The sequence below is a fragment of the Arthrobacter sp. NicSoilB11 genome (genome assembly GCF_019977375.1).
Classification (GTDB): Bacteria; Actinomycetota; Actinomycetes; order Actinomycetales; family Micrococcaceae; genus Arthrobacter.
This window is the reverse complement of record NZ_AP024657.1, coordinates 416,241-438,248: the sequence shown is the minus strand read 5'-3', so window position 1 is coordinate 438,248 and position 22,008 is coordinate 416,241. Positions and strand designations below refer to the sequence as shown.

The window sequence follows — 22,008 nt, the reverse complement described above, 5'->3', positions numbered from 1 at the left end:
CCCGCATCCCCGAAAGGACTGTTCTTGAACCAGAACGCCAACATCCCCGTCATCCTGGGCGGCGCCCGCACCCCGTTCGGCAGGTTCCGCGGTGGCCTCACGCCCTTCTCCTCCAGCCAGCTCGGTGCCCACGCCATCCGGGCGGCCCTGGAACGGACCGGCGTTGCCCCGGAGCAGATCGGCGCCGTCATCGTGGGGCAGGTCATCCAGGCCGGTGCCGGGCAAGGCCCAGCCCGCCAGGCCAGCCTGGCCGCCGGAATCGGCTGGGACGTTCCCACCATCACCATCAACAAGCTCTGCCTGTCCGGCCTCACGGCCGTGATCGACGCCGCCCGGATGATCCGCACCGGGGAAGCCGACTTCATTGTCGCCGCCGGCCAGGAGTCGATGACCAACGCACCGCACCTGGTCCCCGGGCTTCGCGCCGGCGTCGTGATCGGCGACGCTCCCATGCTCGACTCCCTGAACCACGACGGGCTGCAGGATCCGGTGAGCGGCAAGCTGATGGGCGAGGCCACCGACGCCGGCAACGCCGAGCGCGGGATCACCCGTGCCGGGCAGGACGCCGTGGCGGCCCGCTCCCACCAGCGCGCCGAAGCGGCCCGGGCCGCCGGGGTGCTGGCTGAGGAAATCGCCCCCATCCAGGTGCCCCAGCGGAAGGGCCCTGCCGTGACGCTTGAACACGATGAGGGCATCCGCCCGGAAACCACGGCCGAATCACTGGCGCAGCTCCGCCCTGCGTTCTCCAAGGAGGAGACGGCCACCATCACCGCCGGTTCATCGTCTCCCCTCTCCGACGGCGCCGCAGCCCTGGTCATCGCCAGCAAGGCGGCCGCCATTGCCGCAGGGCTGGAGTGGATCGCCGAGATCGGAGCACACGGCCAGACGGCGGGACCGGACGGGTCCCTGCACTCCCAGCCTGCCCGGGCCATCGAACGTGCCCTCAAGGACGAGGGGCTCACGGTCCAGGAACTGGACGTGGTGGAAATCAACGAGGCGTTCGCCTCGGTCCTCATCCAGTCCGCCAACGACCTGGGCATCGACCCCGAAGCCGTGAACGCCGAAGGCGGTGCCATCGCCCTGGGCCACCCCGTTGGCGCCTCGGGCGCACGCCTGGTGCTGCACCAGGCGCTGGCGCTGAAGCGCCGCGGCGGTGGCACCGGCGTCGTGGCCCTCTGCGGCGGCGGCGGACAGGGCGACGCCCTCATCCTCAAAGCATGACCCTCCCACCGAAGAAGCAGGCCATGACCAATACCCACTCCGCCGACGGCTTCGCCACCATCTCCGTCGCAGCCGTTCTGGCTGAATCAGCCAAAAGGACTCCGGACAGCATTGCCCTCGTCGTTGGGGAGGACCAGGTCAGCTACGCCGACCTCTGGAGCCAGACCCGGGCCTACGCCGGAGCCCTGCGGGCCCGCGGCATCGGCCCGGGAGACGCCGTCGCCGTCCTGATCCCCAACGTCCCGGACTTCGCCCGGGTGTACTACGCCATCCTGTCGCTCGGCGCCATCGTTGTCCCGGTGCATGCCCTGCTGAAGGCACGCGAAATCGAGTACGTCCTCCAGGACAGCGGTTCCAAGCTGCTGGTCTGCGCCGCTCCCCTGCTGGCGGAGGGGGCCGCCGGCGCGGCGGCCAACGGCATTGACGTGCTGACCGTGATGGCTCCCGACGACGGCGGGTTCCGCCGACTGGAAGCGGAGGCCGCCCGCACCGAGCCGATCCGGACGTATGAGCCGTGCCGCCCGTCGGATACAGCCACCATCCTGTACACCTCGGGCACCACCGGTAAACCGAAGGGCGCGCTGGGCACGCACTTCGCCCTGGTGGAACAGACCAGTGTCCTGCTGACCAGCGTGATGGACTTCCGGCCTGGCGACGTCCTCTTCGGCGGACTGCCGCTCTTCCACACCTTCGGACAGACCGTGGTCCTCAACACCGGACTGCGCGCCGGGGCCACCATCGTGCTTATGCCGCGCTTCAGCGGCGAGGACGCCCTGAAGCTGCTGGCACGGCACAACGTCAACATCTTCCTGGGCGTACCCACGATGTATGTGGCGCTCCTGGAAGCCGCCAAGACCGTGCCGGACCGGCCCACGGCGCTCCGCTACGGCATCTCCGGCGGAGCATCGCTTCCACTGGCCGTCATGGACAAGTTCCGCGACGTCTTCGGGGTGGAAATCCATGAGGGCTACGGCCTGACGGAGACCTCCCCGGTGGCGGCCTTCAACCATGTGGGCACGGCGCCGCGGCCCGGAACGATCGGGATCCCGATCTGGGGCGTCGACATCGAAATCGCCCGCCCGGAGACGGTGGAGAGCATTGAGCTGCTGCCCAACGGGGAACTCGGTGAACTCGTCATCCGCGGGCACCTGCTGATGAAGGGGTACCTGAACCGGCCGGAGGCAACGGCGGAGGCGGTGGTGGACGGCTGGTTCCGCACCGGTGACCTGGGGACGAAGGACGACGACGGGTACCTCACCATCGTGGACCGCAAGAAGGACATGATCATCCGCAACGGATACAACGTCTATCCCAGGGAAGTGGAGGAAGTCCTGCTGACCCACCCGGCTGTGGTGAGTGCTGCCGTCTACGGCATCCCCGATGACGTCCACGGGCAGGAAATCGCAGCGGCGATCGTGCTGGATGCCGGGGCAACCGTCAGCGAAACTGAGCTGATGGATTTCGCCAGCAACCAGCTCGCGGCGTACAAGTACCCTCGGGTGATCAGGATTCTTTCCGAACTCCCGCTGGGGCCCAGCGGGAAGATTTTGAAGCGGAAGCTGGCTGAGGACCCCGCCTAGGGACAGGAACGGCCGTGGGAGGGCAGACTGATGGCATGACACTTGCACCCCTCATCGACCTCAATGATGGCAACAGGATTCCGCAACTGGGGCTTGGCACCTGGCCGCTGGACGACGAACAGGTGGCTGCCGCCGTCGTACACGCCGTGGAAGCCGGCTACCGGCACATCGATACCGCCGTGAAGTACGGCAACGAACGCGGCGTGGGCAACGGCATCCGCGCCAGCGGGGTGGACCGGAGCGAACTCTTCATTACCACCAAGCTGGACGGGGAATTCCAGGGCCACGACCGCGCTGTGGCGGGCCTGGATGGATCCCTGAAGCGCCTGGGGCTGGATTATGTGGACCTGCTGCTGATCCACTGGCCGCTGCCGGGACGGGACCAGTATGTCTCCACGTGGCAGACGTTCGAACGGCTGCAGGCACAGGGGAAAGTCCGGTCCATCGGGGTGTCCAACTTCAAGCCCGCGCACCTGGAACGGCTGATGGCGGAGACTGATGTGGTTCCGGCGGTAAACCAGATCCAGCTCAGCCCCGCAATCACCCGAACCGCAGAACGTGAATTCCACGCACGCCACGGGATTGTCACGGAATCCTACAGCCCGCTTGGCGGATCGGGCGCCGGCTTATTGGGTGCTCCCATCCTTACCCAGTTGGCCGAAAAGCATGGAAAAACACCCGGCCAACTGGTCCTTCGGTGGCACATACAAAACGGATTGGTAACGATTCCCAAGACCGCTTCCCCGGAGCGGATGGCAGAGAATTTGGACGTGTTCGATTTCGCCCTGGACCCGCAGGATCTAGCGGAATTATCGATCCTCGACGAGGGCCCCGGTGCGGGCAACGACTCGGACAAAACCGGGCACTAAAACACTCCTGAACTGCTCTTTTTCCCAAAAGCGGGGTTGGCAAATAGATAGTAAGCATGATTACTATTGGGGCAGAAGGATGAAGTGCCTCCGGAACCCGGAGGCCTCCTCTAAGCAGGAAGAGAGCAACAAATGGGATTTATTGCATTTCTGATTCTCGGACTTATTGCTGGTGCGATCGCTAAGGCGATCCTCCCGGGCAGGCAGGGTGGCGGCTGGGTCATCACCTTGATCCTGGGCGTCGTTGGCGCCTTCCTCGGTGGCTGGCTGGGTGGAATGATCTTCGGCAGCGGACTGCAGGAGTTCTTCTCGATCCAGACGTGGCTGCTGGCGATCGTCGGCTCGCTGATCGTCCTTGCCATCTACGGCATGGTCACCAAGCGAAGCGCCCGCGGATAACTGTACGGGCAAGCCAGGAAGCCGGCCTGGGGACACCATCCCCAGGCCGGCTTTCTTTTTCTCCGGTATTAGGCGCCCGATACGCCGGCCGGGACTGACAACCTTCTCGCAGAGCAGGAGTTCATCGTGAAAAACAAGCTTCTTTTGGGTGTAGGCGTTGCTGTAGGTTATGTCCTCGGCTCGCGGTCAGGCCGTGCCGCCTATGACAAGCTCAAGGCCCGGGCAGCCGGCATCTGGGACAGCAAGCCGGTCCAGGACAAGGTATCCGTGGCCACCGAGGCCATCAAGGAAAAGGCTCCCGAGGTTGCGGACCAGTTGGGTGAAGCCGCACGCCGGGCAGGCACGGTCATTGGCTCTGCGATGCACCGGGAGGGCAGCTCCAGCGGAAGCCAGTCATCCGGGCCTTCCACAGGTACTCCCACCACCTCTTCCGTGGGGAGCGATGCCAACAGCCTGGGCGAAGACCACATCCCGGCCCACAGCACGCACCCGGACACCACCAACCTTGGTACGTCCGACGGGACGGGCACAAAGGCCTGATTCCCGCTTCCGCCCTCATCATTACGCATGAAAGTGCGTATGACATGGGAAGATGCGGGCTTTGTGCTACAACTGAATCGCCTTGCCGGCCGTCGCGATCCTTGGGGGACGCGGCGGCCGGCAGCGTTTAACGCGGCCTGCATTGCCGCCCTGCCGGGTTTTCCACATAGGGGTTTTGGGGGCTCTTGATTGTCGGTGGTGGCTGGCAGAGTTGGGTTATGGAGGCCATTGGGGAGCAGCTGGACGGGCCGTTCGGCGGGTTATACGGTGGGTTGCTCGGCGGGAACGCTGACGACGCCGGCAGCCGGCGGACGAGTCCGGCCCGCCTTCGCGCCGTCCCCGGCGGGGAGGGATCCGGCCCTGCCATCCTCGGGGCACTTGCCGAAGAACTCGCCACCGCCGCCCTGGCCGCCCCGGGCGTGCTGGCCACCGCCACCTACATCGAGGCCGCCGATTACGCCGCCCGGGTCGAGAACCTTGCCCGCACCGTGGAGTACCTGCAACTCATCTCAGCCCTGACTGTGGACCGGACCCGCACCCAGGCCATCACCCAGGCCGCGGCCAGGACCACCCACCCTGCCGTGCCCTCCCCTGCCGATGACGGCTGCCGCAACACCGCAGAGTTCCTCCGCCTCAGGCTCCGCATCCCCATCCGCGAAGCACGCCGCCGCCTCACCCTCGCCCAGCACACCCTGCCCCGCACCAGCCTCACCGGCGAACCACTCCCGCCAACCCGGCCCCACCTCGCCACCGCCCTCACACCCCACCCCGCCACGGACCGGACCCCGCAACCGCCCACCGGAACCACCCTCCAGGCACCGGCCGTGTCCTCCCACGCCGCGACCCTCATCACCGCCACCCTGGACCGGCTCCAACACCACACCACCCCGCACACCCTGGACCGGATCGAAAAGCACCTCACCACCGCAGCCACCACCACCGACCCCGACTTCCTCACCCGCCTGGCCCAACGCTGGACCGACACCATCGACGCCGACGGCACCGAACCCACCGAAGAAGCCCTCCGCCACACCCAAGGCGCCTTCATCCGCAAACCACGCCACGGCCTGCACCACCTCGAAATCTTCGCCACCACCGACCAATACGAACACCTCCTCACCGTCATGAACACCGCCACCAACCCCCGCACCACCACCCCAAACACCAGCACCGGCACTACCACCCCAACCACCGGCACCGAACACCACGGACGAACAGCCGAAACAGCAGCCGTGCCCGACCTGCCTGCCCAGCCGGCCCTGCCGGACCTGGACCGGCGCACCCGCGCCCAAAAACAACTCGACGGCATCATCACCGCCGCCAAAACCGCACTCGCCACCAACACCCTGCCCACCACCGGCGGCAACAAACCCCAAATCATCGCCACCATCCACTACCGGGACCTCTTCCCCACCCACACCACAGCAACAGCGACAGGAGAACGGCCGGGAATACCCGCACCACCAGGGACACAGACAGGCACAGGGACAGAGGCAGGGACAGGGGCTTTCGCGTTCACCGGCCCCGTCGCCGCCACCACCCTACGGAAAATCGCCTGCGACGCCGACATCATCCCCGCGCTCCTGGGCACCAACAACGAAATCCTCGACCTCGGCCGCAAAACCCGCCTCTTCACCCCAGCCCAACGCACCGCCCTCACCACCCGCGACCAAGGCTGCGCCTTCCCCAACTGCACCATCCCCGCACCCTGGTGCGAAGCACACCACATCACCTACTGGACACACGGCGGACCCACCACCACCAACAACGGCGTCCTGCTCTGCAGTCACCACCACCACCTCATCCACAAAGAACAATGGACCATCACCACCACCAACCACACCCCAACCTTCATCCCCCCACCCCACATCGACCCCACCCAAAAACCCCAACAAAACCACTACTTCAAACCCCCACCACCACCCCACCAATACGAATAGGGAACGCAGTCTGGTAGGGAACGCAGCCTGGCGTACTGGGGTTTTCCGGACGGTTCAGAAGGACCGTTACGTGCGGTCCACGGCTGCTGGGCCTGGTTGGCTCGATCCTCCAGGCGGCAGGCAAGATATTGGGGAGCGGGAGGACGGGTTAGTGGGTCCCTGCCGCCACGCGCCCCACGACCACGGTGCCGTCCACTTCCTCCGAATGGACTGTCCGGGTGCCGAACCCGGCGGCGGCCAGGATCGCGGAGGTGCCGGATGCCTGCCGCTGGCTGGTTTCGATGATCAGGTGCCCGCCGGGAGCCAGCCATCCGATGCCCCCGGCGGCGACGCGTCGGTGGAAGTCCAGTCCATCAGGACCGCCATCGAGGGATGCCGCAGGTTCGTACAGCCGCGCTTCGGGGGGCATGGTGCGGATTGCCTCCGTGGGCACGTAGGGAGCATTGACCACGAGCACCCGGACGCGGCCACGCAGTTCACGCGGCAGGGCATCGAACAGGTCCCCCGCGTGAACCTGGCCGCCCACGGGCCCGACGTTCCGCCTGGCGCACCGGACGGCCACAGGATCGATGTCCGCCGCATGCACCTCCGCCCATGGCGCCTCATGAGCAATGGCCGCTCCCACGGCTCCGGACCCGCAGCAGAGGTCCACTACAACAGCGGGCTTCCGCCGGGGCCCCTCCGGCCACGTCGCCGGCAGCAGGGCGAGGGCCTCATTTACCAGCAGCCCGGTACGGCGGCGCGGCACGAAGACACCGGGCTCCACCAGAATGCGCCGGCCCGCAAATTCGGCCCAGCCCAGGATGAGTTCCAAGGGGACGCCTTCCACCCTGCGCCGGACATTTCGCGCTAAGTCGCCGGGAAGTGAGGCCTCCGCCAGCAGCAGGCGGGCCTCTTCCTCCGCGAAAACGCAGCCGGCGGACCGCAATGCGGAGACAATGCCTTCGAAGACCGGCGACGGGGCAGGACTGCCGGCAGTCCGTGAGTCGAGAGGGGGCACAGCAACGCCTTTCGGTGGGAAGACGGGCGTCCCCATGGCGGCTAGGCCAAGCTCTCCGGACGGCACCGAACGGGAATACCCAAAACTGTGACTGCGGTAATGGGATCCACCTCCTTCGTCCGCTGCTGGAAATCCCATGCTAATAGGTGGCCTTGTGCTCGGGAATGGATGCCAACTCTTGGCAGGATGGGTTAATGACCACGGGAACAGCCAGCAACATTCTTTGGATCGGCACCTACACCCCCGACGGCGGCGGCCGCGCCAATGGCATCGGGGCCGTGCGGGAGCATCAGGACGGAAGCCTTGAATGGTTGGGCACGGCAGTCCAGGCACAGTCGCCGTCGTTCCTGGCCGTGCACCCGACGCTGCCGTTGGTTTACGCAGCGGCGGAGCAGCGCAAAATGGTTCAGGCCTACCGCCGACGGGGTGACTTTGCGCTGGAACTGTCCGGGGCACCGGAGCCTGCCGGAGAGGCCACCTGCCACGTCGCCGTGGACCCGGACGGCCGGTTTGTCACCGCTGCATGCTGGGGTGACGGGCAGGTCCTGCTCTACGAGTTGGATGACGACGGCGGCATGACGGCACGGTTCCCCGCGGCACCGTCGGTTGACCCCCACGCCGGCCTTTTCCCCGGCAGCCCCAGGCCGAGCCGCGCCCATGCCAGCCTGATGCTGCGCGACGGGCGCATCATGACGACCGATCTGGGCCACGACACCCTCCGCATTTGGACCTATGAGCCGGGCACCGGCCTGGTAGCCGACCACGAGGTGGTCCTCCCCTGCGGCACCGGTCCCCGGCACATGGTGGAGCACCCCACGGGCAACGTCTTCATTGTGTCGGAGTACTCCGTGGAGGTCTTCGTGGTCCGGCCCGAGGCCGGCACCTATGAGCTGATATTCCGCGGACCTGCAACTGCGGGCGGCAGCCAGGACGGTGATTCGGCCGCCGAAATCTGCCTTGGCCCGCAGGGGAACTTCGCCTACGCCGGCGTGCGTGGATCCAACCTCCTCAGCGTCCTGGAAGTAGCAGCCGGCGGCACCGAACTGATCCCCGTCAAGGACTTCGACAGCGGCGGGGACTGGCCGCGGCACCACATGGTCCGGGGCAGCTGGCTGCACGTGGCCCACGAAAGGTCGGACAACATTGCCACTTTTGAACTGGATCCCGTCACCGGGCTCCCGGGCCCCGTGCTTCATGATCTTCGCACCCCCTCTCCCACTGCCTTGGTGTCCGCCGGCTAACTGCGATGCCCGCTACGGCTTCCTCCCCTTACTCTTCCCCAGACGCTGGAGTAATTCAGTGCAAGCGCTTACAGTTGTGACTTGGTTCACAGGTCTACATGCTGTCCTTAGAACCCTCCTGCCGCATCCCTTGTCAACGGCAAGCCTGTACAGCAGCGCTGCTTCCCAGGAAGGTCTCACCCTTGTTATTCCGCACCCCTCCCGGCGCGCCCCCACGCGCCCAACTGCAGGCAAAGCCCGCAGGAACACAGCACCCCACAACCCGCCGCCGGGCCCCGGGCCGGGCAATCACGGCGAGGTCGGCGGCCGGCCTCCTTGCCGCTGCGGTGGCCGTTTCCGCAGCAGTCCTCCCGGCCCATGCCGCGGTGGGCCTCAAGGATTCAGGCTCCAAGAATCCCGGCGCCCAGGGCCAGGGATCCTCCACCGCCCTGCATTCGCTCCGCGGTCCCGTGACGGACGAGAACTTCTACTTCGTCATGGCAGACCGGTTCAGCAACGGCAGCACCGCCAATGACCAGGGCGGCCTGGGGCCGGATCCCATGGTCTCCGGCTTCGATCCCACCAGGAAGGGCTTCTACAACGGCGGCGACCTGGCCGGCCTGCGCAGCAGGATCGACTACATCCAGGGCCTGGGCACCACATCCATCTGGCTGACCCCCAGCTTCAAGAACAAGGCGGTCCAGCCCGAGGACAAGTCGGCAGGCTACCACGGCTACTGGGTCACCGACTTCACCCAGATCGACCCCCACCTGGGCACCAACGGTGAGCTCAAGGCCCTGATCGACGAGGCCCACGCCCGCGGCATGAAGGTCTATTTCGACATCATCACCAACCACACGGCCGACGTCATCGGCTACCAGGAGGGCAACCGGAAAGGCTACATCTCAAAGGACGCAGTCCCTTACAAGACAGCCTCCGGCGAAGCGTTCGACGACCGCGACTACGCCGGTACCGGAACCTTCCCCCGGCTGGACGCCAACACGTCATTCCCCTACAAGCCGGTCCTGGCACCGGGCGAAGAAAACCTCAAGGTTCCCGCCTGGCTGAACGACCCCACGCTGTACCACAACCGCGGCGACACCACCTTCACGGGTGAGGACTCCATGTACGGCGACTTCTTCGGCCTCGATGACCTCTTCACCGAAAACCCCGCCGTGGTGCACGGCATGGAGGACATCTATAAGTCCTGGATCGGCGACTTTGGCGTGGACGGTTTCCGGATCGACACCATGAAGCACGTGAACAACGAGTTCTGGCAGGAATTCGGCCCCAACGTCCTCAGCTACGCCAAGGAGCACGGCAAGGACGAGTTCTTCATGTTCGGCGAGGTCTTCGACACCACCAAGAGCTTCACGTCCCAGTTCACCACCCGCAACAAGATGCAGGCCGTGCTGGACTTCCCCTTCCAGGATGCCGCCCGCAACTTTGCCTCCAAGAGCCAGGACGCCAAGGCGCTCCAGGCGTTCTTCGCCGGTGACGACTGGTACACCGACGCCGATTCCAACGTCTATGAGTTGCCCACGTTCCTGGGCAACCACGACATGGGCCGCATCGGCAGCTTTATCGCCCAGGACAACCCCGCCGCAGGCGATGCCGAGAAGGTGGCACGCGACGAGCTGGCCCACGAGCTGATGTACTTCTCCCGCGGCAACCCGGTGGTGTACTACGGCGACGAACAGGGCTTCACCGGCCCGGGCGGCGACCAGGATGCCCGCCAGACCCTCTTCGCCAGCAAAGTCCCGGACTACCTGGACGACGACCTGCTGGGCACGGACGCCACCCACGCCACGGACAACTTCAATCCAAGCCACCCGCTTTACGCCAAAATCCGGGAGCTTGCAGCCCTCACCAAAGAGCACCCGGCACTGCGGAATGGCGCACACCAGCACCGCTACGCCTCTGACGGGCCGGGCATCTACGCCTTCTCCCGCACCGATGCCAAGGACCAGCGCGAATACGTGGTGGCACTGAACAACAGCACCCAGACACAGACGGTGGAAGTCCCCACCTACATCGCCAAGCGCAGCTACATGCGCGTTTACGGCGAAGGCGCCGATGAAGCCAAAACCTCTGACGACGCAAAACTGACCGTGACCGTGCCGCCGCTTTCCGCCGTCGTCTACGAATCCTCGGGCCGCATTCCGCACTCCAAGGAGGCTCCCGCCGTCGCCCTCCGGCAGCCGGCCGCCGCGCCTGGTGACAACGGACGCATCAACGTAACGGCCGACGTCGACGGTGCTTCGTTCTACGAGGTCACCTTTGAAGCCCGGACGGCGAGCGGCGCGTGGCAGCCGATCGGCACGGACGACACCGCTCCGTACCAGGTTTTCCACGACGTCGCGGCGCTGGATGCCGGCACACCGCTGGAGTACCGCGCCACCGTTCTGGACAACGGCGGGCATTCCGCCACCAGCCAAAGCCGCTCCGCGGCCGTACCCGCGCCCGTGCTGACCCTGCAGAAGCCTGCGGAGGGCAGCAGCGTGGAAGGCAAGGTTGAGCTCAGCGCCACCGCTGACCCGGAGAAGGCCAACCACGTGGTGTCCTTCGAGCGCAGTGTTGGCGGCGGGGTCTGGACCGCTGTGGGCACCGACTCGTCCTCGCCCGTCTACTCAGCAACCGACGACGTGACCGGGCTGGCGGACGGCACCAAGGTCCAATATCGGGCGGCCATAACCGGCACCGGCTACAACGTCACCAGCGAAACCAGGACTGTCACGGTGGGCCAGGCCCCGCAGCCCGACTCGGTCACGGTGGCCGGATCACTGAACCAGGCGATGGGCTGCAGCGCACAATGGGATCCAGGCTGCAGCCAGGCCCGGATGGTGTTGGACCCGGCGGACCGCATTTGGCGGCTGACCGTGGACCTGCCGGCCGGGAAGTACGAATACAAGGCAGCGCTCAACGGCGGCTGGGACGAAAACTACGGCGCCGACGGCCAGCTCAACGGGCAGAACATCGTGCTGGACCATCCCGGCGGCCCGGTGACTTTCCGTTATGACAACAGCACCCACCTGCTCAGCGCCGTCTACGCCTCGCAGCAGCCGGCCGCCGTGGCGGCAGCCGGAAGCATGGACAGCGAGCTGGGCTGCGCCTCGGACTGGGAGCCGTCCTGTAACCAGGCGCAGTTGGTGCTGGACCCGGCAGACCTCGTGTGGAAGCTGTCCGTTCCGGACCTTCCTGCGGGAAGCTACGAGTTCAAGGCGGCCCTGAACCGCAGCTGGGACATCAGTTATGGGGCCGGCGGCGCTTCCCCGGGTGCCAACATAGTGTTTGAGCACGACGGCGGCCCGGTCACCATCCGGTACGACCACTTCACCCATGTGATCGCCGCTAACTAGTTCACCCGCCGAACAAGGCAAACCAGGCAAAGCAACTACGGCAACAGGCCCCGCCGCTTACAAAAGCGGCGGGGCCTGTTGCCTTGAGAACCGCTTAGGCCCGGTGCAGGGCTCCCTCCACCGCCGCGAGCAGCGAGTTGAACCGCTTGTTGGCGGGGAGGTCATCAAGGTGGACGGGTTTGCCGTCCGGCCCACCCAGGGGCACCTGCCAGTTGGGGTACAGGGCTTCTGTGGTTCCGGGCTGGTTCTGGACCCTCCGCTCCCCCACCGCATCCACCAGGGCCACGCCGAGCAGGACCGACGGCGCCTGGGCCAGCAGCAGGTGCAGCGCCTCGATGGTGTGCTCCTCGGACGGCTGCCCCTCCACGCCGCCGGCGGCGCCCTCGGAGAGGTACCCGCGCTCGCGCAGCAGGGCGAACATCTTCTCCAAAGACGCGTTGTGCTCCGCGCGCTCCTCCTGCTCGGACCGTTCCAGCAGCCCCAGCCGGCTTCGGAGCCCCACATGGTCCCCGGCAAGGTAGCCGGCGGTGGGTGGCAGGTCGTGGGTGTTGACGCTGGCGAGCGCCTGCGTGCGGTACTTTTCGGGCGCAAGGGGCGAATCGCCGTCGTACTCAAACCACAGGATGGACGTGCCCAGGATCCCCCGGGCCGCAAGGTAGTCACGCACCCAGGGCTCGAAAGTGCCCAGGTCCTCCCCGATCACCACGGCACCGGCGCGGTGCGCCTCGAGCGCGAGGATGCCGATCAGGGCCTCGTGGTCGTAGCGGACGTAGGCGCCATCCCCCGGAGCGTTCCCCATGGGGATCCACCACAGCCGGAAGAGTCCCAGGATGTGGTCCACGCGGATGCCGCCGGCATGCCTGAGCACGTTGGCCAGCATGTTGCGGAACGGTTCATATCCGGCCTCGGCCAGGCGTGCGGGGTGCCATGGGGGCTGGCCCCAGTCCTGCCCCTGCTGGTTGTACATGTCAGGAGGTGCGCCCACGCTGGTGTTCGGGGTCAGCACGCCGCGCAGCGTCCAGGCGTCGGCACTGCTGTGGTCCACGCCTACTGCAAGGTCGTGCACCACGCCCAGCCGCATCCCCGACCGGAGCGCGGCCCTCTGGGCGTTCTCGAGCTGCTCGTCGCAGATCCACTGCAGCCAGCGGTGGAACCCGATCCGGTCCGCCAGCTTCTCCCGGAGGGCTTCGGCTTCCGGTGTTCCGATGGCGCACTCCGGGTCTGTCCACAGGGGGTCGTCCGGCGCCAGGTCCTCGCGGATGGCTGACCAGAGCGCGAAGTCCTCCAGGCCGCGGCCGGAGCTGCGGCAGAACTCATCGAAGGCGGCCTGCCGGGCCGGTGAACGGCGCGTGTGATAAAGCATTTCCAGCGCCTGCAGCTTGGCCGCGTACACGGCATTGCGGTCGAGGCGGGTGCCTTCCCGGTTCAGCCCTGCCACTTCCTCGTGCAGCTTCTCCAGCGCCGCACGTTTCCGCGGCCGGAGGTATGCCAGCTCGGGAATGGCCTCGATGCGGATGTACAGCGGATTGAAGAACCGGCGGGTGGACGGCGAGTAGGGCGACGGCTGGACCGGCGGTACCGGCTCGGCCGCGTGCAGCGGGTTGACCAGCACGTAGTCGGCGCCGCGCGCACCACTGATCGCGGCCAGGTCCGCCAGGTCCGCAAAGTCGCCGATGCCCCACGACCGCTTTGAGCGGACCGAATACAGCTGCGTGGCCAGCCCCCAGCCGCGGCGTTCCTCCAGCGGCTTTGCCGTGGCCAGCCGCGCAGGGGTTACCACCAGGGCGGCGCTGGCCATAGCGCCCTCCGACTCGACGTGCAGCGTGTGCCAGCCCAAGGGCAGGTCTTGGGGAAGCGCGAAGGTGGCACGTCCCGTGGAGACGCCGTCCACCTCCCGGGGCTGGACCCAGACATCCTGCTGGACCGCTTCGCGCTGTCCGGTTCCACCTTCCAGGGTGACGGTCAGGCGCGCGGTGGCGCCGTCGCGCACGTGGACCGGCACTTGGGCCGGTTCGCCCTGCTTAATGACGACGGCGGGCGGCAGCATCCGCCGCCACGGCGCCAGTTCGGCTTCGGCCAGGGCAGCCTCAATGTGACTGTTGGTGTGTGCCTCAACACCGAGGGCTGCCAGCACCTTGACCAGCGTCTCCTGGGCAACGGAATGCGGCAGCCCATCCCAGCCCTGGAAGGACGTACCCACACCATGCGCGTCGGCCAGCTGCTGCAGCAGGTGCGGATCGACTGGCCCGGCCGCAGCGGCGGGAGGGCCTGCTGGGATCGCTGGGCCTGGTGCGTGCTGCTGGTCTGAAGCCGTCATGGGTGTCCGCCTCGTCTGTGATGGTCCCGGAACTTACAGTGCTGTTGTACCGGGCGCTGACACCCCCGTGCACAACCGTTGGTTCAGATTATTGCAGGGCGGCGCGGAGGCGAAACCGGGACGGCATCCAGGCGGATCAGGACGGGTTCCGGAGGTGGACGTTACGGATCGAAGTGCGTGGTCACGGCTCCGTCGCTGACCCGGCCGATGACTCCCGCTGCCAGGTCCCGCAGCTTCTGGTTCCGGTGGCTGGACGCCTTGGTGAGCAGGGCCATGGCTTCATCCTGGCTGCACCGGTTCTGGGCCATGATCACCCCGCACGCCAGGTCGATCGTGGTGCGGTTGGCCATTGCGGCCCTCATGTCGTCCGCCAGGTTCTGGGCGTCGGCGATCCGCAGTGCCAGCCTCAATGCGCGGCCCGCGAGGTCAGCAAACCCCTCAGCCCTGCGAACGACTTCGTCAGCGAAGACGTCCGGTTCCGAAGCGAAAAAATTCAACGCGGCGGACTGGTGCCCGTCCAGGGCAAGCGGGACGCCCAGGACGCTGCGGCAGCCGTTCTCGGCCAGCAACTTCTGGTACTTGGGCCAGCGGGTATCGGTCTCCACATTGGAAAGGATGACGGGCTTCATGGCCTCCAGCGCCGCAATGCACGGACCTTCACCCAGGACCTGCTCCAGCTTGTCCAGGACAACGGCGCGTTCACTGCTGCCCGCAATGGTGGCACTGCGTTTGCGGCGCTGGAGGGTCACGCCGCACTCGACGAACACGCCCGCGTCCTCGCTGACGGCGGAGGCTGCAACAGAGGACAGCTCAGTCAGGAAATCAGCAACATTGCCGCTGCCCATGATGATGTCATGCAACTGGACGAACTGGCCGTCACGATTGGAGGAGCCCATCCCTCAATATAGGCGCTATGGAGTGCCGCGTGCGCGCCACAAAACGTCATTTGCGGGGCGCCGGTTACTCCGTACGACGAAAAGAGAAGGACTAAGGCGGGAATCTGTGGCGGCCTGCCGAATCTGTGTAGCCTCGTGACGATCCAAGGCACGGCAACTGAATGGAGGAGGCCGCAGATGAGCCGGAGCGAACTGCGGGTGTTCGGACGGTCGGGAACCCCCATCAGTCCCCTCACCCTTGGCACCATGAACTTCGGCGAGGGGAACGGCAGCTCCCAGGGCGCCCCCACCGGCGCGGACGAGAGCATCCGGATCATCCATGAAGCCCTGGACGCCGGCATCACCGCAATCGACACCGCTGACGTCTACTCCCAGGGTGAGTCCGAACAGGTGGTGGGCCGGGCCCTCCGCGGCCGCCGGGACGATGTCTTCCTGGCCACCAAGTTCCACGGCCAGATGAGCCCCAACCCGGCGCACTCCGGGAACTCGCGGCGCTGGATCACCCAGGCCGTGGAGGGCAGCCTCCGGCGCCTGCAGACGGACCGCATCGACCTGTACCAGGCGCACCGGCCGGACTACAACACCGACGTCCTGGAGACCATCACCACCCTCAACGACCTGATCCGCCAGGGCAAGATCCTGTATTACGGGACCTCGGTGTTCACGCCGGCCCAGCTGGTGGAGGCCCAGTGGCTGGCCACCACAAACCATCTGATCCCGCCGCTGGGCAACCAGATTCCGTACTCCATGCTGGTCCGCGGCAACGAGCGGGACGTCCTGCCCATCGCCCAGCAGTATGGCCTGGGCGTGCTGGCCTACGGCCCACTCGCGGGCGGTTGGCTGTCCGGCAGCTTCGTCCTCGAATCGGGCAAGCCGCCCACCCGGGTCCACACACTGCCCGGCCGGTACGACATCTCCGGGCCATCCAGCGAGCGGAAGCTGCTGGCCGCGGACTCGCTGGCCCGGCTGGCGGACAAGCTGGAAATGTCCCTGGTGGACCTGGCCGTGGGGTTTGCCCTGACCCATCCCGCCATCAGCAGCGTGATCATCGGCCCGCGCAGCGAGGAACACCTCCGGGCGTACCTGCGCGCGGCGGATGTCCAGCTGGGCGAGACCGTACTGGATGCCATCGACGACCTGGTGCCGCCGGGAACCAACTTTGTGGAGCGGGACGCGGGCGCAATCGTGCCGTCCATCGAGTTCGCGGAATTACGACGCCGGTAGGCGGCTTCCAGCCCGGACCCCGGACTATTGACTAACCGGTGGAAGGCTCCTACGGTCGATACCGATACCGCCGCCCAAGGAAGCCGGGGCCTGCCATGCCAATGTCCGATGAGGAGCGACGCCTGCTCAAGGAGCTGGAACTGGGGCTGATCGCGGACGATCCCCACCTGGCCATGGAACTGCTGTCCGGCTATCCGGCACGCCGTTTCCCCGCAGGCCTGTTCCCGGGCATGGCGGCGGCACTGATTGGTGTGGTGCTCATTATCGCGGGGGCCGGGCTGCCGGCTCCCGGTGCGGTGGTGCTAGGGATTCTGTTGCTGGGGCTGGGCGCCTGCCTGCTGCTCGGTCCCACGGTGCTGGCCCGGAGCGGCGGCCGGCAGACCACCGGCTGATGGCCGTGGTGGTGCACCTGCGCGGCCCCCGGGTGCCGCAGCAGTTTGCCGCCGCGGCGCCAGGATGAACATGCTTGCCAGGACGACGGCGGCGCCAAGCCAGGCAAGTGCTGGGAGCCGTTCTCCCACCACGAGCACGGCCAGGACGGCGGCCACCACGGTTTCGAGCAGCGAGATGCCGGTGGCCGTGCTCGCCCCTACCCGGGCCAGGCCCCACCCGAACAGCAGGTACCCGGCAAACATGGGGACCGCCGCCATGTAGGCGCCGACGCTGGCGCTGGTCCAGGACTCCAGCAGCGGGCGTCCCGTTGCGGCAAGGACAGGCACCAGGAGGAGCCCGCCGAGTCCGAAAACGGCGCCCATGGCCGCCCGTGAAGAGACCCCGTCACCGGTCAGCCGGTGTGCCGCCCAGGAGTACAGAGCATAAGTAGTTCCGGCCAGCAGCCCCAGCAGGATTCCCGCCGTCGGCGCCAAGGAAGTCAAAGTCAAGGAAGTCGAGTTCCAGGAATCAGCCCCGGCGCCAGCAGCCCCGTGTGCGGGTGCTGCCGGCGAGTGCCCGGCAAGGGACAGCAGGGCTGCGCCGCCAATTCCCAGCAGCGCCCCGAGAATCCAGCGTCGGCTCAGCGGCTTCCCGTCCGCGAAACGTTCGATCAGGGCGGCCGCTACCGGAGCTGAACCGATGGAAACCACCGTACCCACGGCCACTCCGGAGAGGCGCATGGAACTGTAGAAGGCCAGGGGGTAGACAGCAACCGCCACGGCACCGAGAGATACCAGGCGCCATCGCGCAAGCAGGCTGCCTGACTGAACGGCAATGTGCCGTGCGGCGTACAGTGCCTGCATCAGTCCGCCCAGCCCCATTGCCACCGCGCCGATGGCCAGTGGGCTCACGGCGGGCGCGAAGGTGGCCGCTGTTCCGGTGGTTCCCCAGAGGATGGATGCCGCCACTATGGAGAGCGCTCCCCAGGGCTGGGCCTGCTGATGGTTTGGCTTGTTGTTCACAGGTCGTCCAGCAGTTGCCCGGCGATGGCCCGGGCTTGCCGCAGCGGCACGTCGCCGCCCTCCAGGCCTGCCCTGGCCATGGCACCTTCGAGGAGGAAGGCCAAGTGGGCGGCAACGGCAGGCGCCTGCCCCTCCCTCCCGGGCAACAGTGCCGTGACGTGCCGGGCCAGGAGTTCCTGCACTTCCTCCTTGTGGAGCCGCACTGCAGTCCGCCCGGGGTCCCCTGCGGGCAGTTCAGCCGCCGCGTTGAGCAGCCCGCAGCCGCGGAATCCGTGCTGGTAGGCGGCATTTGCGTGGTCGAGGTAGGCGTCGAAGACCGCCAGTGCCTGCTCCGACGGGGTCCCGGCCTTTTCCAGCCGCGTCCGGTAAAGGCCGAGCCACTCCTCATGCCGTGCTTCCAGGTAGGCGGCCACGAGGTCCGCTTTGGACGTGAAGTTGTTGTAGAGGCTTTTTTTGGCAACGCCCGCCGCGGCAGTGATGGTGTCGATTCCCGTGGCGGCCACCCCCTGGGCATAGAAGAGGCGTGCGGCGGCGTCGAGCAGCAGCACCCGGGCGGGGCGGCGGCTGGTCGCCGAAGCGCGTGACACAGGCATGGGGCTCCTTGCGGTGGTAGTAGGTAGGCCAGTCTACCTACTACCACCACAAGGGCGGAACACCCGTTTGTGAATCAGGCGGTGCGGACCGTCTTAGCGGACACGGCCTGGAGCTCCGTGGCCAGCCGTTCCACCAGGAGTTCCGGGGGCTCGGTGATATCGGCCAGGAGGTGGGCCTCGTCCTCGTCCAGTTCCTCCAAGGCTGCGAACTGGGATTCCAGCAGGGTCCGCGGCATGAACTCGTGGGCGCGGGCTTCCATCCGCGCGCCAATGGTGCCCGCGCTTCCGGTCAGGTGGATGAAGACAACATCCGGCGCTGCGCTGCGCAGCAGGTCCCGGTAGCGGCGCTTCAACGCTGAGCAGGCGACGATAGGCGGGACTGTTGTGACGCCGTCGGCCTTTCCTGCGAGCAGCTCCCCCAGCGTGCCAAGCCAGGGCTCCCTGTCAACGTCCGTGAGCGGTTTGCCGGCGCCCATTTTCTGCTTGTTGGCGGCCGGATGGAAATCGTCGCCATCGAAGAATGGCATGTCCAGGCGCAGGCCCAGCAGGGAGCCCATGGTGGATTTCCCCGAGCCGGACACGCCCATCACCACCAGGGGCGGCAACGGGGCGTTCACCGTTCCTCCCCGTTCCCGTCGAAGCTGAGGAGGACTTTGCCGGAACTGGTGGAGTCCTTGGCCACCTCGAAGGCGTGCAGGGCGTCCTCCACGGGGTATTGGTGGGTGATGACGGGGTCGATGTGCAGTGACCCGTCGGCAAGCGCCGCGATGACCTCGTCGATTTCGTCGTTGAAGCGGAAGGAGCCCTTGAGGTCCAGTTCGCGGGTGATGGCCAGCGAGATGGGTAGCGGCTGCATGCCGGTGGGCAGCAGCCCCACCATCACCACGGTCCCGCCCCGCACCGCGCCGCGGATGGCGGAGGCCAGTCCGTGGTGGTTGCCGGAGGATTCGATCACCACGTCCGCCTCCACGGCGGCGATCGCTTCCGTGTCTGCGGCGTTGATGACCTGGTCCGCGCCGACGGCCTTGGCGATCTCCAGCGGCTTGGGATGGAGGTCCACAGCGGTGATGTGCGCTGCACCGGCGCGTTTGAGGACCGCGACAGCGAGGGCACCGATGGGGCCGGACCCGATCACCAGCGCGGTCTTCCCGGCCACGTCCCCGGCGCGGGAGACCGCGTGCCAGGCCACGGACGCGGGTTCGACCAGGGCGGCCGTGCGCAGGTCGATGCCCTCGGGCAGGGCCCGCAGCATCCGGACGGGCAGGTTCACGTACCGGCTGAATGCGCCGTCGGTGTGCGGGTAGCGGGCGGCGCTGCCCAGGTAGGTGCAGCCGGGTGAGAGGTTGGGCCGGTCCGCGGGGTACCTGGCCGCGCCGGGTCCCGGGGTGGCGGGGTGGACGGCGACGGCGGTTCCGGGCTGCGGTCCCTGGCCGTTGGCGGCGGCGCGGACCACCAGGCCGGAGATTTCGTGGCCCAGGACCAGGGGTGCCTTCAGGATGGATTCCCCGGCCGCGCCGTGCAGCCAGTAATGCAGGTCCGAGCCGCAGATGCCGCCGTACAAGACCTCGACGACGGCCTGGTCATCCGCCGGCAGGGCCAGCGGGACCTCATCGATCCGGAGGTCCCCGGCGGCGTGGGCCACCACGGCCGGCCCGGAGGCGGGCAGCGTGTTGGGGCCTGGCTGGACGGGTGTGTTCGCGGGCATCAGACCACCACCGTCATTCCGCCGTCGATGAAAATGGTCTGGCCGTTCACGAAGTCCGACCCGTCCGAGGCCAGCCAGACCACGGGCCCGGCCAGGTCCTTCGGCGTGCCCCAGCGGTGGGCCGGGGTGCGGCCCAGGATCCAGGTATTGAACTGTTCGTCGTCCACCAGGTTCTGCGTCATCTCGGTGTGGATATACCCCGGCGCGATCCCGTTGACCTGCAGGCCGGAAGCGGCCCACTCGGCCGTCATGGCCCGGGTGAGGTTCCGCAGCCCGCCCTTGGCGGCAACATACGGGGCGATAGTGGGGCGGGCCAGGTCCGTCTGCACCGAGCAGATGTTGATGATCTTGCCCCGGCCGCGCGGAATCATGTGCCGGGCCGCCTCCCGCCCCACCAGGAACGCACTGGTCAGGTCCGTGGAAATGACCCGCTCCCAATCCGCCACCTCAAGGTCCAGCATCGGCACCCGGTGCTGGATCCCGGCGTTGTTCACCAGAATCTCCAACGGACCCACGTGCTCTTCGATCCACGCGATGCTGCGGGCTGCCGCCTCGCCGTCGGTGACGTCAAACGCGATGCTGGCGATGCGGCCGGCCGGGAAGTCGGCGGCGAGCGCGGCTTCGGCTTCCTTGAGCCGCTCCGGGTTGATGCCATTCAGCACAACCGTGGCACCGGCGTCGGCCAGTGCCCGGGCGAGTGACGAGCCGATGCCGCGGCTGGAGCCGGTGACCAATGCGACGCGGCCGGTGAGGTCAAACAGTGAGCTCATGCGAACGGTCCCTGCTGCACCAGGTTGACCGGGGTGTCGCCGGCGGCGAGGGCCTCAAGCTGCCGTTTCAGGAGTTTCAGGATCCGTGGTTCGAACGCTGAGGCGTTGCCGCCAACGTGGGGGGTGATGAGGGCGTTCTCCGACGACCAGAGCGGGTGGCCGGCGGGCAGCGGTTCGGGGTCGACAACGTCGATGGCGCAGTGCAGGCGGCCGGACACCACTTCAGCCGTTAGGGCGTCGGTGTCGATCACGGCGCCGCGGCCGACGTTGACCACCAGGGCGCCGTCCGGCAGGGCGGCCAGGACCTTGGCTCCCACCAGGTGGTGGGTCGCCTCGGTGAGGGGAAGGACGGAGACCAGGATGTCGTGGCCGGCGGCGAGCGCCACGAGTTCATCCGGACCGTGGACCTGGCCGTCCGCATCGGTCCGTGCGGCGCTTCCCACCCGGGTCAGTGTGACTTCGAAGGGCTCCAGGCGGCGGGCCAGCTCCTTCCCGATTCCGCCGATGCCCAGCAGCAGGACCTTCCGGTCGGCCAGCGACTGGCGGCGTTGCGGGTTCCAGCGTTCGGCCTGTTGATCGCGGGCGGCCTGGTCGATGCCGCGGAGCTTGGCGAGGATGAGGCCAACGGCCAGCTCCGCGGTGGCAGCTGCATGGACGCCCGAGGCGTTTGCCACGGCGGCGGCCGGACCCGCTGCCTCGCGGACGCCGTCGAACCCTGTTGACTGAGTTTGCACGAACTTCAGGTCCGGGACCTTGCCAAGGTTCGCCAGGACCGCACCGGCATTGAGGTACGGCAGGATGACCCCGTCGATGCTTCCGTGGGCCTCGTCAGGGGCCCCCTGCATGTCCCACACCACTCCCGTCAGTCCCTCCGGGAGCGGGGACAAATCGGCCAGGAGCTGGGGTTCGGGGAAACTGACGGTTTGCACGTGCTGCATCGTTGAAGGCCTATCGGTTGGTGGGAAGGTGCTGCGGGCGGAT

The 22,008-nt window shown here is 67.2% G+C and carries 19 protein-coding genes; 10 read left to right on the top strand and 9 right to left on the bottom strand.

The window, feature by feature from the left end; translation table 11 throughout:
• Window positions 1-24: 24 nt before the first annotated feature.
• The 6 genes from LDO14_RS02115 (at window position 25) to LDO14_RS02090 (ending at window position 6,549) form a co-directional block, all read left to right on the top strand.
• On the top strand, window positions 25-1,221 hold the full coding sequence (locus LDO14_RS02115) for an acetyl-CoA C-acetyltransferase (protein ID WP_056391084.1): 1,197 nt from the start codon (window positions 25-27) through the stop codon (window positions 1,219-1,221).
• Between the two features lie 23 nt (window positions 1,222-1,244).
• Window positions 1,245-2,801: a long-chain fatty acid--CoA ligase gene (locus LDO14_RS02110; RefSeq protein ID WP_134166076.1), complete on the top strand. Its 1,557-nt coding sequence runs from the start codon at window positions 1,245-1,247 to the stop codon at window positions 2,799-2,801.
• Window positions 2,802-2,836: 35 nt separating this feature from the next.
• On the top strand, window positions 2,837-3,670 hold the full coding sequence (locus LDO14_RS02105) for an aldo/keto reductase (protein ID WP_018769628.1): 834 nt from the start codon (window positions 2,837-2,839) through the stop codon (window positions 3,668-3,670).
• A 132-nt stretch (window positions 3,671-3,802) separates the two neighbouring features.
• Window positions 3,803-4,069 (top strand): GlsB/YeaQ/YmgE family stress response membrane protein, encoded by a 267-nt coding sequence (locus LDO14_RS02100; protein ID WP_018769627.1) that lies wholly within the window; start codon window positions 3,803-3,805, stop codon window positions 4,067-4,069.
• A gap of 126 nt (window positions 4,070-4,195) precedes the next feature.
• A complete protein-coding gene (locus LDO14_RS02095; protein ID WP_056391090.1) occupies window positions 4,196-4,609 on the top strand; it encodes a hypothetical protein in 414 nt (137 codons plus the stop codon).
• A gap of 218 nt (window positions 4,610-4,827) precedes the next feature.
• Window positions 4,828-6,549 (top strand): HNH endonuclease signature motif containing protein, encoded by a 1,722-nt coding sequence (locus tag LDO14_RS02090; RefSeq protein ID WP_223993539.1) that lies wholly within the window; start codon window positions 4,828-4,830, stop codon window positions 6,547-6,549.
• A 148-nt stretch (window positions 6,550-6,697) separates the two neighbouring features.
• Here LDO14_RS02090 and LDO14_RS02085 read toward each other — a convergent pair whose 3' ends face one another.
• On the bottom strand, window positions 6,698-7,549 hold the full coding sequence (locus LDO14_RS02085; protein ID WP_223993537.1) for a putative protein N(5)-glutamine methyltransferase: 852 nt from the start codon (window positions 7,547-7,549) through the stop codon (window positions 6,698-6,700).
• A 194-nt stretch (window positions 7,550-7,743) separates the two neighbouring features.
• On the opposite strand from LDO14_RS02085, the gene LDO14_RS02080 reads away from it, so the two are divergent.
• Window positions 7,744-8,790 carry a beta-propeller fold lactonase family protein gene (locus tag LDO14_RS02080; protein WP_018772081.1) on the top strand — a complete coding sequence of 349 codons (1,047 nt, stop codon included), beginning with the start codon at window positions 7,744-7,746 and terminating at the stop codon, window positions 8,788-8,790.
• Window positions 8,791-8,972: 182 nt separating this feature from the next.
• Entirely contained in the window at window positions 8,973-12,128 is a 3,156-nt protein-coding gene (locus LDO14_RS02075) for an alpha-amylase family glycosyl hydrolase (protein WP_223993535.1), read from the top strand.
• Between the two features lie 94 nt (window positions 12,129-12,222).
• Here LDO14_RS02075 and malQ read toward each other — a convergent pair whose 3' ends face one another.
• Both malQ and LDO14_RS02065 read right to left on the bottom strand, forming a co-directional pair.
• Complete coding sequence (gene malQ / locus LDO14_RS02070; protein WP_223993531.1) at window positions 12,223-14,445, bottom strand: 4-alpha-glucanotransferase; 2,223 nt, start codon at window positions 14,443-14,445, stop codon at window positions 12,223-12,225.
• A gap of 161 nt (window positions 14,446-14,606) precedes the next feature.
• Entirely contained in the window at window positions 14,607-15,341 is a 735-nt protein-coding gene (locus tag LDO14_RS02065) for a GAF and ANTAR domain-containing protein (RefSeq protein ID WP_223993529.1), read from the bottom strand.
• Between the two features lie 177 nt (window positions 15,342-15,518).
• Here LDO14_RS02065 and LDO14_RS02060 point away from each other — a divergent pair, with 177 nt between their 5' ends.
• Window positions 15,519-16,565 carry an aldo/keto reductase gene (locus LDO14_RS02060; protein ID WP_223993527.1) on the top strand — a complete coding sequence of 349 codons (1,047 nt, stop codon included), beginning with the start codon at window positions 15,519-15,521 and terminating at the stop codon, window positions 16,563-16,565.
• A gap of 95 nt (window positions 16,566-16,660) precedes the next feature.
• Window positions 16,661-16,957, top strand: coding sequence for a DUF3040 domain-containing protein (locus LDO14_RS02055; protein ID WP_223993525.1), 297 nt, complete (start codon window positions 16,661-16,663; stop codon window positions 16,955-16,957).
• Here the strand turns inward: LDO14_RS02055 and LDO14_RS02050 are convergent.
• The 6 genes from LDO14_RS02050 to LDO14_RS02025 form a co-directional block, all read right to left on the bottom strand.
• Window positions 16,868-17,959, bottom strand: coding sequence for a DMT family transporter (locus LDO14_RS02050; RefSeq protein WP_223993523.1), 1,092 nt, complete (start codon window positions 17,957-17,959; stop codon window positions 16,868-16,870). The two genes, LDO14_RS02055 and LDO14_RS02050, sit on opposite strands and share 90 nt — an antisense overlap.
• Window positions 17,956-18,552 carry a TetR/AcrR family transcriptional regulator gene (locus tag LDO14_RS02045; RefSeq protein ID WP_223993522.1) on the bottom strand — a complete coding sequence of 199 codons (597 nt, stop codon included), beginning with the start codon at window positions 18,550-18,552 and terminating at the stop codon, window positions 17,956-17,958. The genes LDO14_RS02050 and LDO14_RS02045 overlap by 4 nt, the downstream gene beginning before the upstream one ends.
• Window positions 18,553-18,626: 74 nt before the next feature.
• The gene (locus LDO14_RS02040) at window positions 18,627-19,169 is read right to left on the bottom strand and encodes a gluconokinase (protein ID WP_223993520.1); all 543 of its coding nucleotides are present in this window, start codon (window positions 19,167-19,169) and stop codon (window positions 18,627-18,629) included.
• Window positions 19,166-20,257 (bottom strand): L-idonate 5-dehydrogenase, encoded by a 1,092-nt coding sequence (locus LDO14_RS02035; RefSeq protein WP_223993513.1) that lies wholly within the window; start codon window positions 20,255-20,257, stop codon window positions 19,166-19,168. The genes LDO14_RS02040 and LDO14_RS02035 overlap by 4 nt, the downstream gene beginning before the upstream one ends.
• Window positions 20,257-21,027 (bottom strand): SDR family oxidoreductase, encoded by a 771-nt coding sequence (locus LDO14_RS02030; RefSeq protein WP_018772091.1) that lies wholly within the window; start codon window positions 21,025-21,027, stop codon window positions 20,257-20,259. Before LDO14_RS02030 ends, LDO14_RS02035 begins: the two co-directional genes overlap by 1 nt.
• Window positions 21,024-21,965: a 2-hydroxyacid dehydrogenase gene (locus tag LDO14_RS02025; RefSeq protein ID WP_223993511.1), complete on the bottom strand. Its 942-nt coding sequence runs from the start codon at window positions 21,963-21,965 to the stop codon at window positions 21,024-21,026. Before LDO14_RS02025 ends, LDO14_RS02030 begins: the two co-directional genes overlap by 4 nt.
• Between the last annotated feature and the right edge of the window lie 43 nt (window positions 21,966-22,008).

Coding starts and splice junctions, on each gene's coding strand:
- LDO14_RS02080 (WP_018772081.1), top strand. CDS start 7,744: ATGACCACGGGAACAGCCAGCAACATTCTTTGGATCGGCACCTACACC.
- LDO14_RS02035 (WP_223993513.1), bottom strand. CDS start 20,257: ATGCCCGCGAACACACCCGTCCAGCCAGGCCCCAACACGCTGCCCGCC.
- LDO14_RS02030 (WP_018772091.1), bottom strand. CDS start 21,027: ATGAGCTCACTGTTTGACCTCACCGGCCGCGTCGCATTGGTCACCGGC.
- LDO14_RS02060 (WP_223993527.1), top strand. CDS start 15,519: ATGAGCCGGAGCGAACTGCGGGTGTTCGGACGGTCGGGAACCCCCATC.
- LDO14_RS02055 (WP_223993525.1), top strand. CDS start 16,661: ATGCCAATGTCCGATGAGGAGCGACGCCTGCTCAAGGAGCTGGAACTG.
- LDO14_RS02090 (WP_223993539.1), top strand. CDS start 4,828: ATGGAGGCCATTGGGGAGCAGCTGGACGGGCCGTTCGGCGGGTTATAC.
- LDO14_RS02100 (WP_018769627.1), top strand. CDS start 3,803: ATGGGATTTATTGCATTTCTGATTCTCGGACTTATTGCTGGTGCGATC.
- malQ (WP_223993531.1), bottom strand. CDS start 14,445: ATGACGGCTTCAGACCAGCAGCACGCACCAGGCCCAGCGATCCCAGCA.
- LDO14_RS02065 (WP_223993529.1), bottom strand. CDS start 15,341: ATGGGCTCCTCCAATCGTGACGGCCAGTTCGTCCAGTTGCATGACATC.
- LDO14_RS02025 (WP_223993511.1), bottom strand. CDS start 21,965: ATGCAGCACGTGCAAACCGTCAGTTTCCCCGAACCCCAGCTCCTGGCC.
- LDO14_RS02110 (WP_134166076.1), top strand. CDS start 1,245: ATGACCAATACCCACTCCGCCGACGGCTTCGCCACCATCTCCGTCGCA.
- LDO14_RS02045 (WP_223993522.1), bottom strand. CDS start 18,552: ATGCCTGTGTCACGCGCTTCGGCGACCAGCCGCCGCCCCGCCCGGGTG.
- LDO14_RS02105 (WP_018769628.1), top strand. CDS start 2,837: ATGACACTTGCACCCCTCATCGACCTCAATGATGGCAACAGGATTCCG.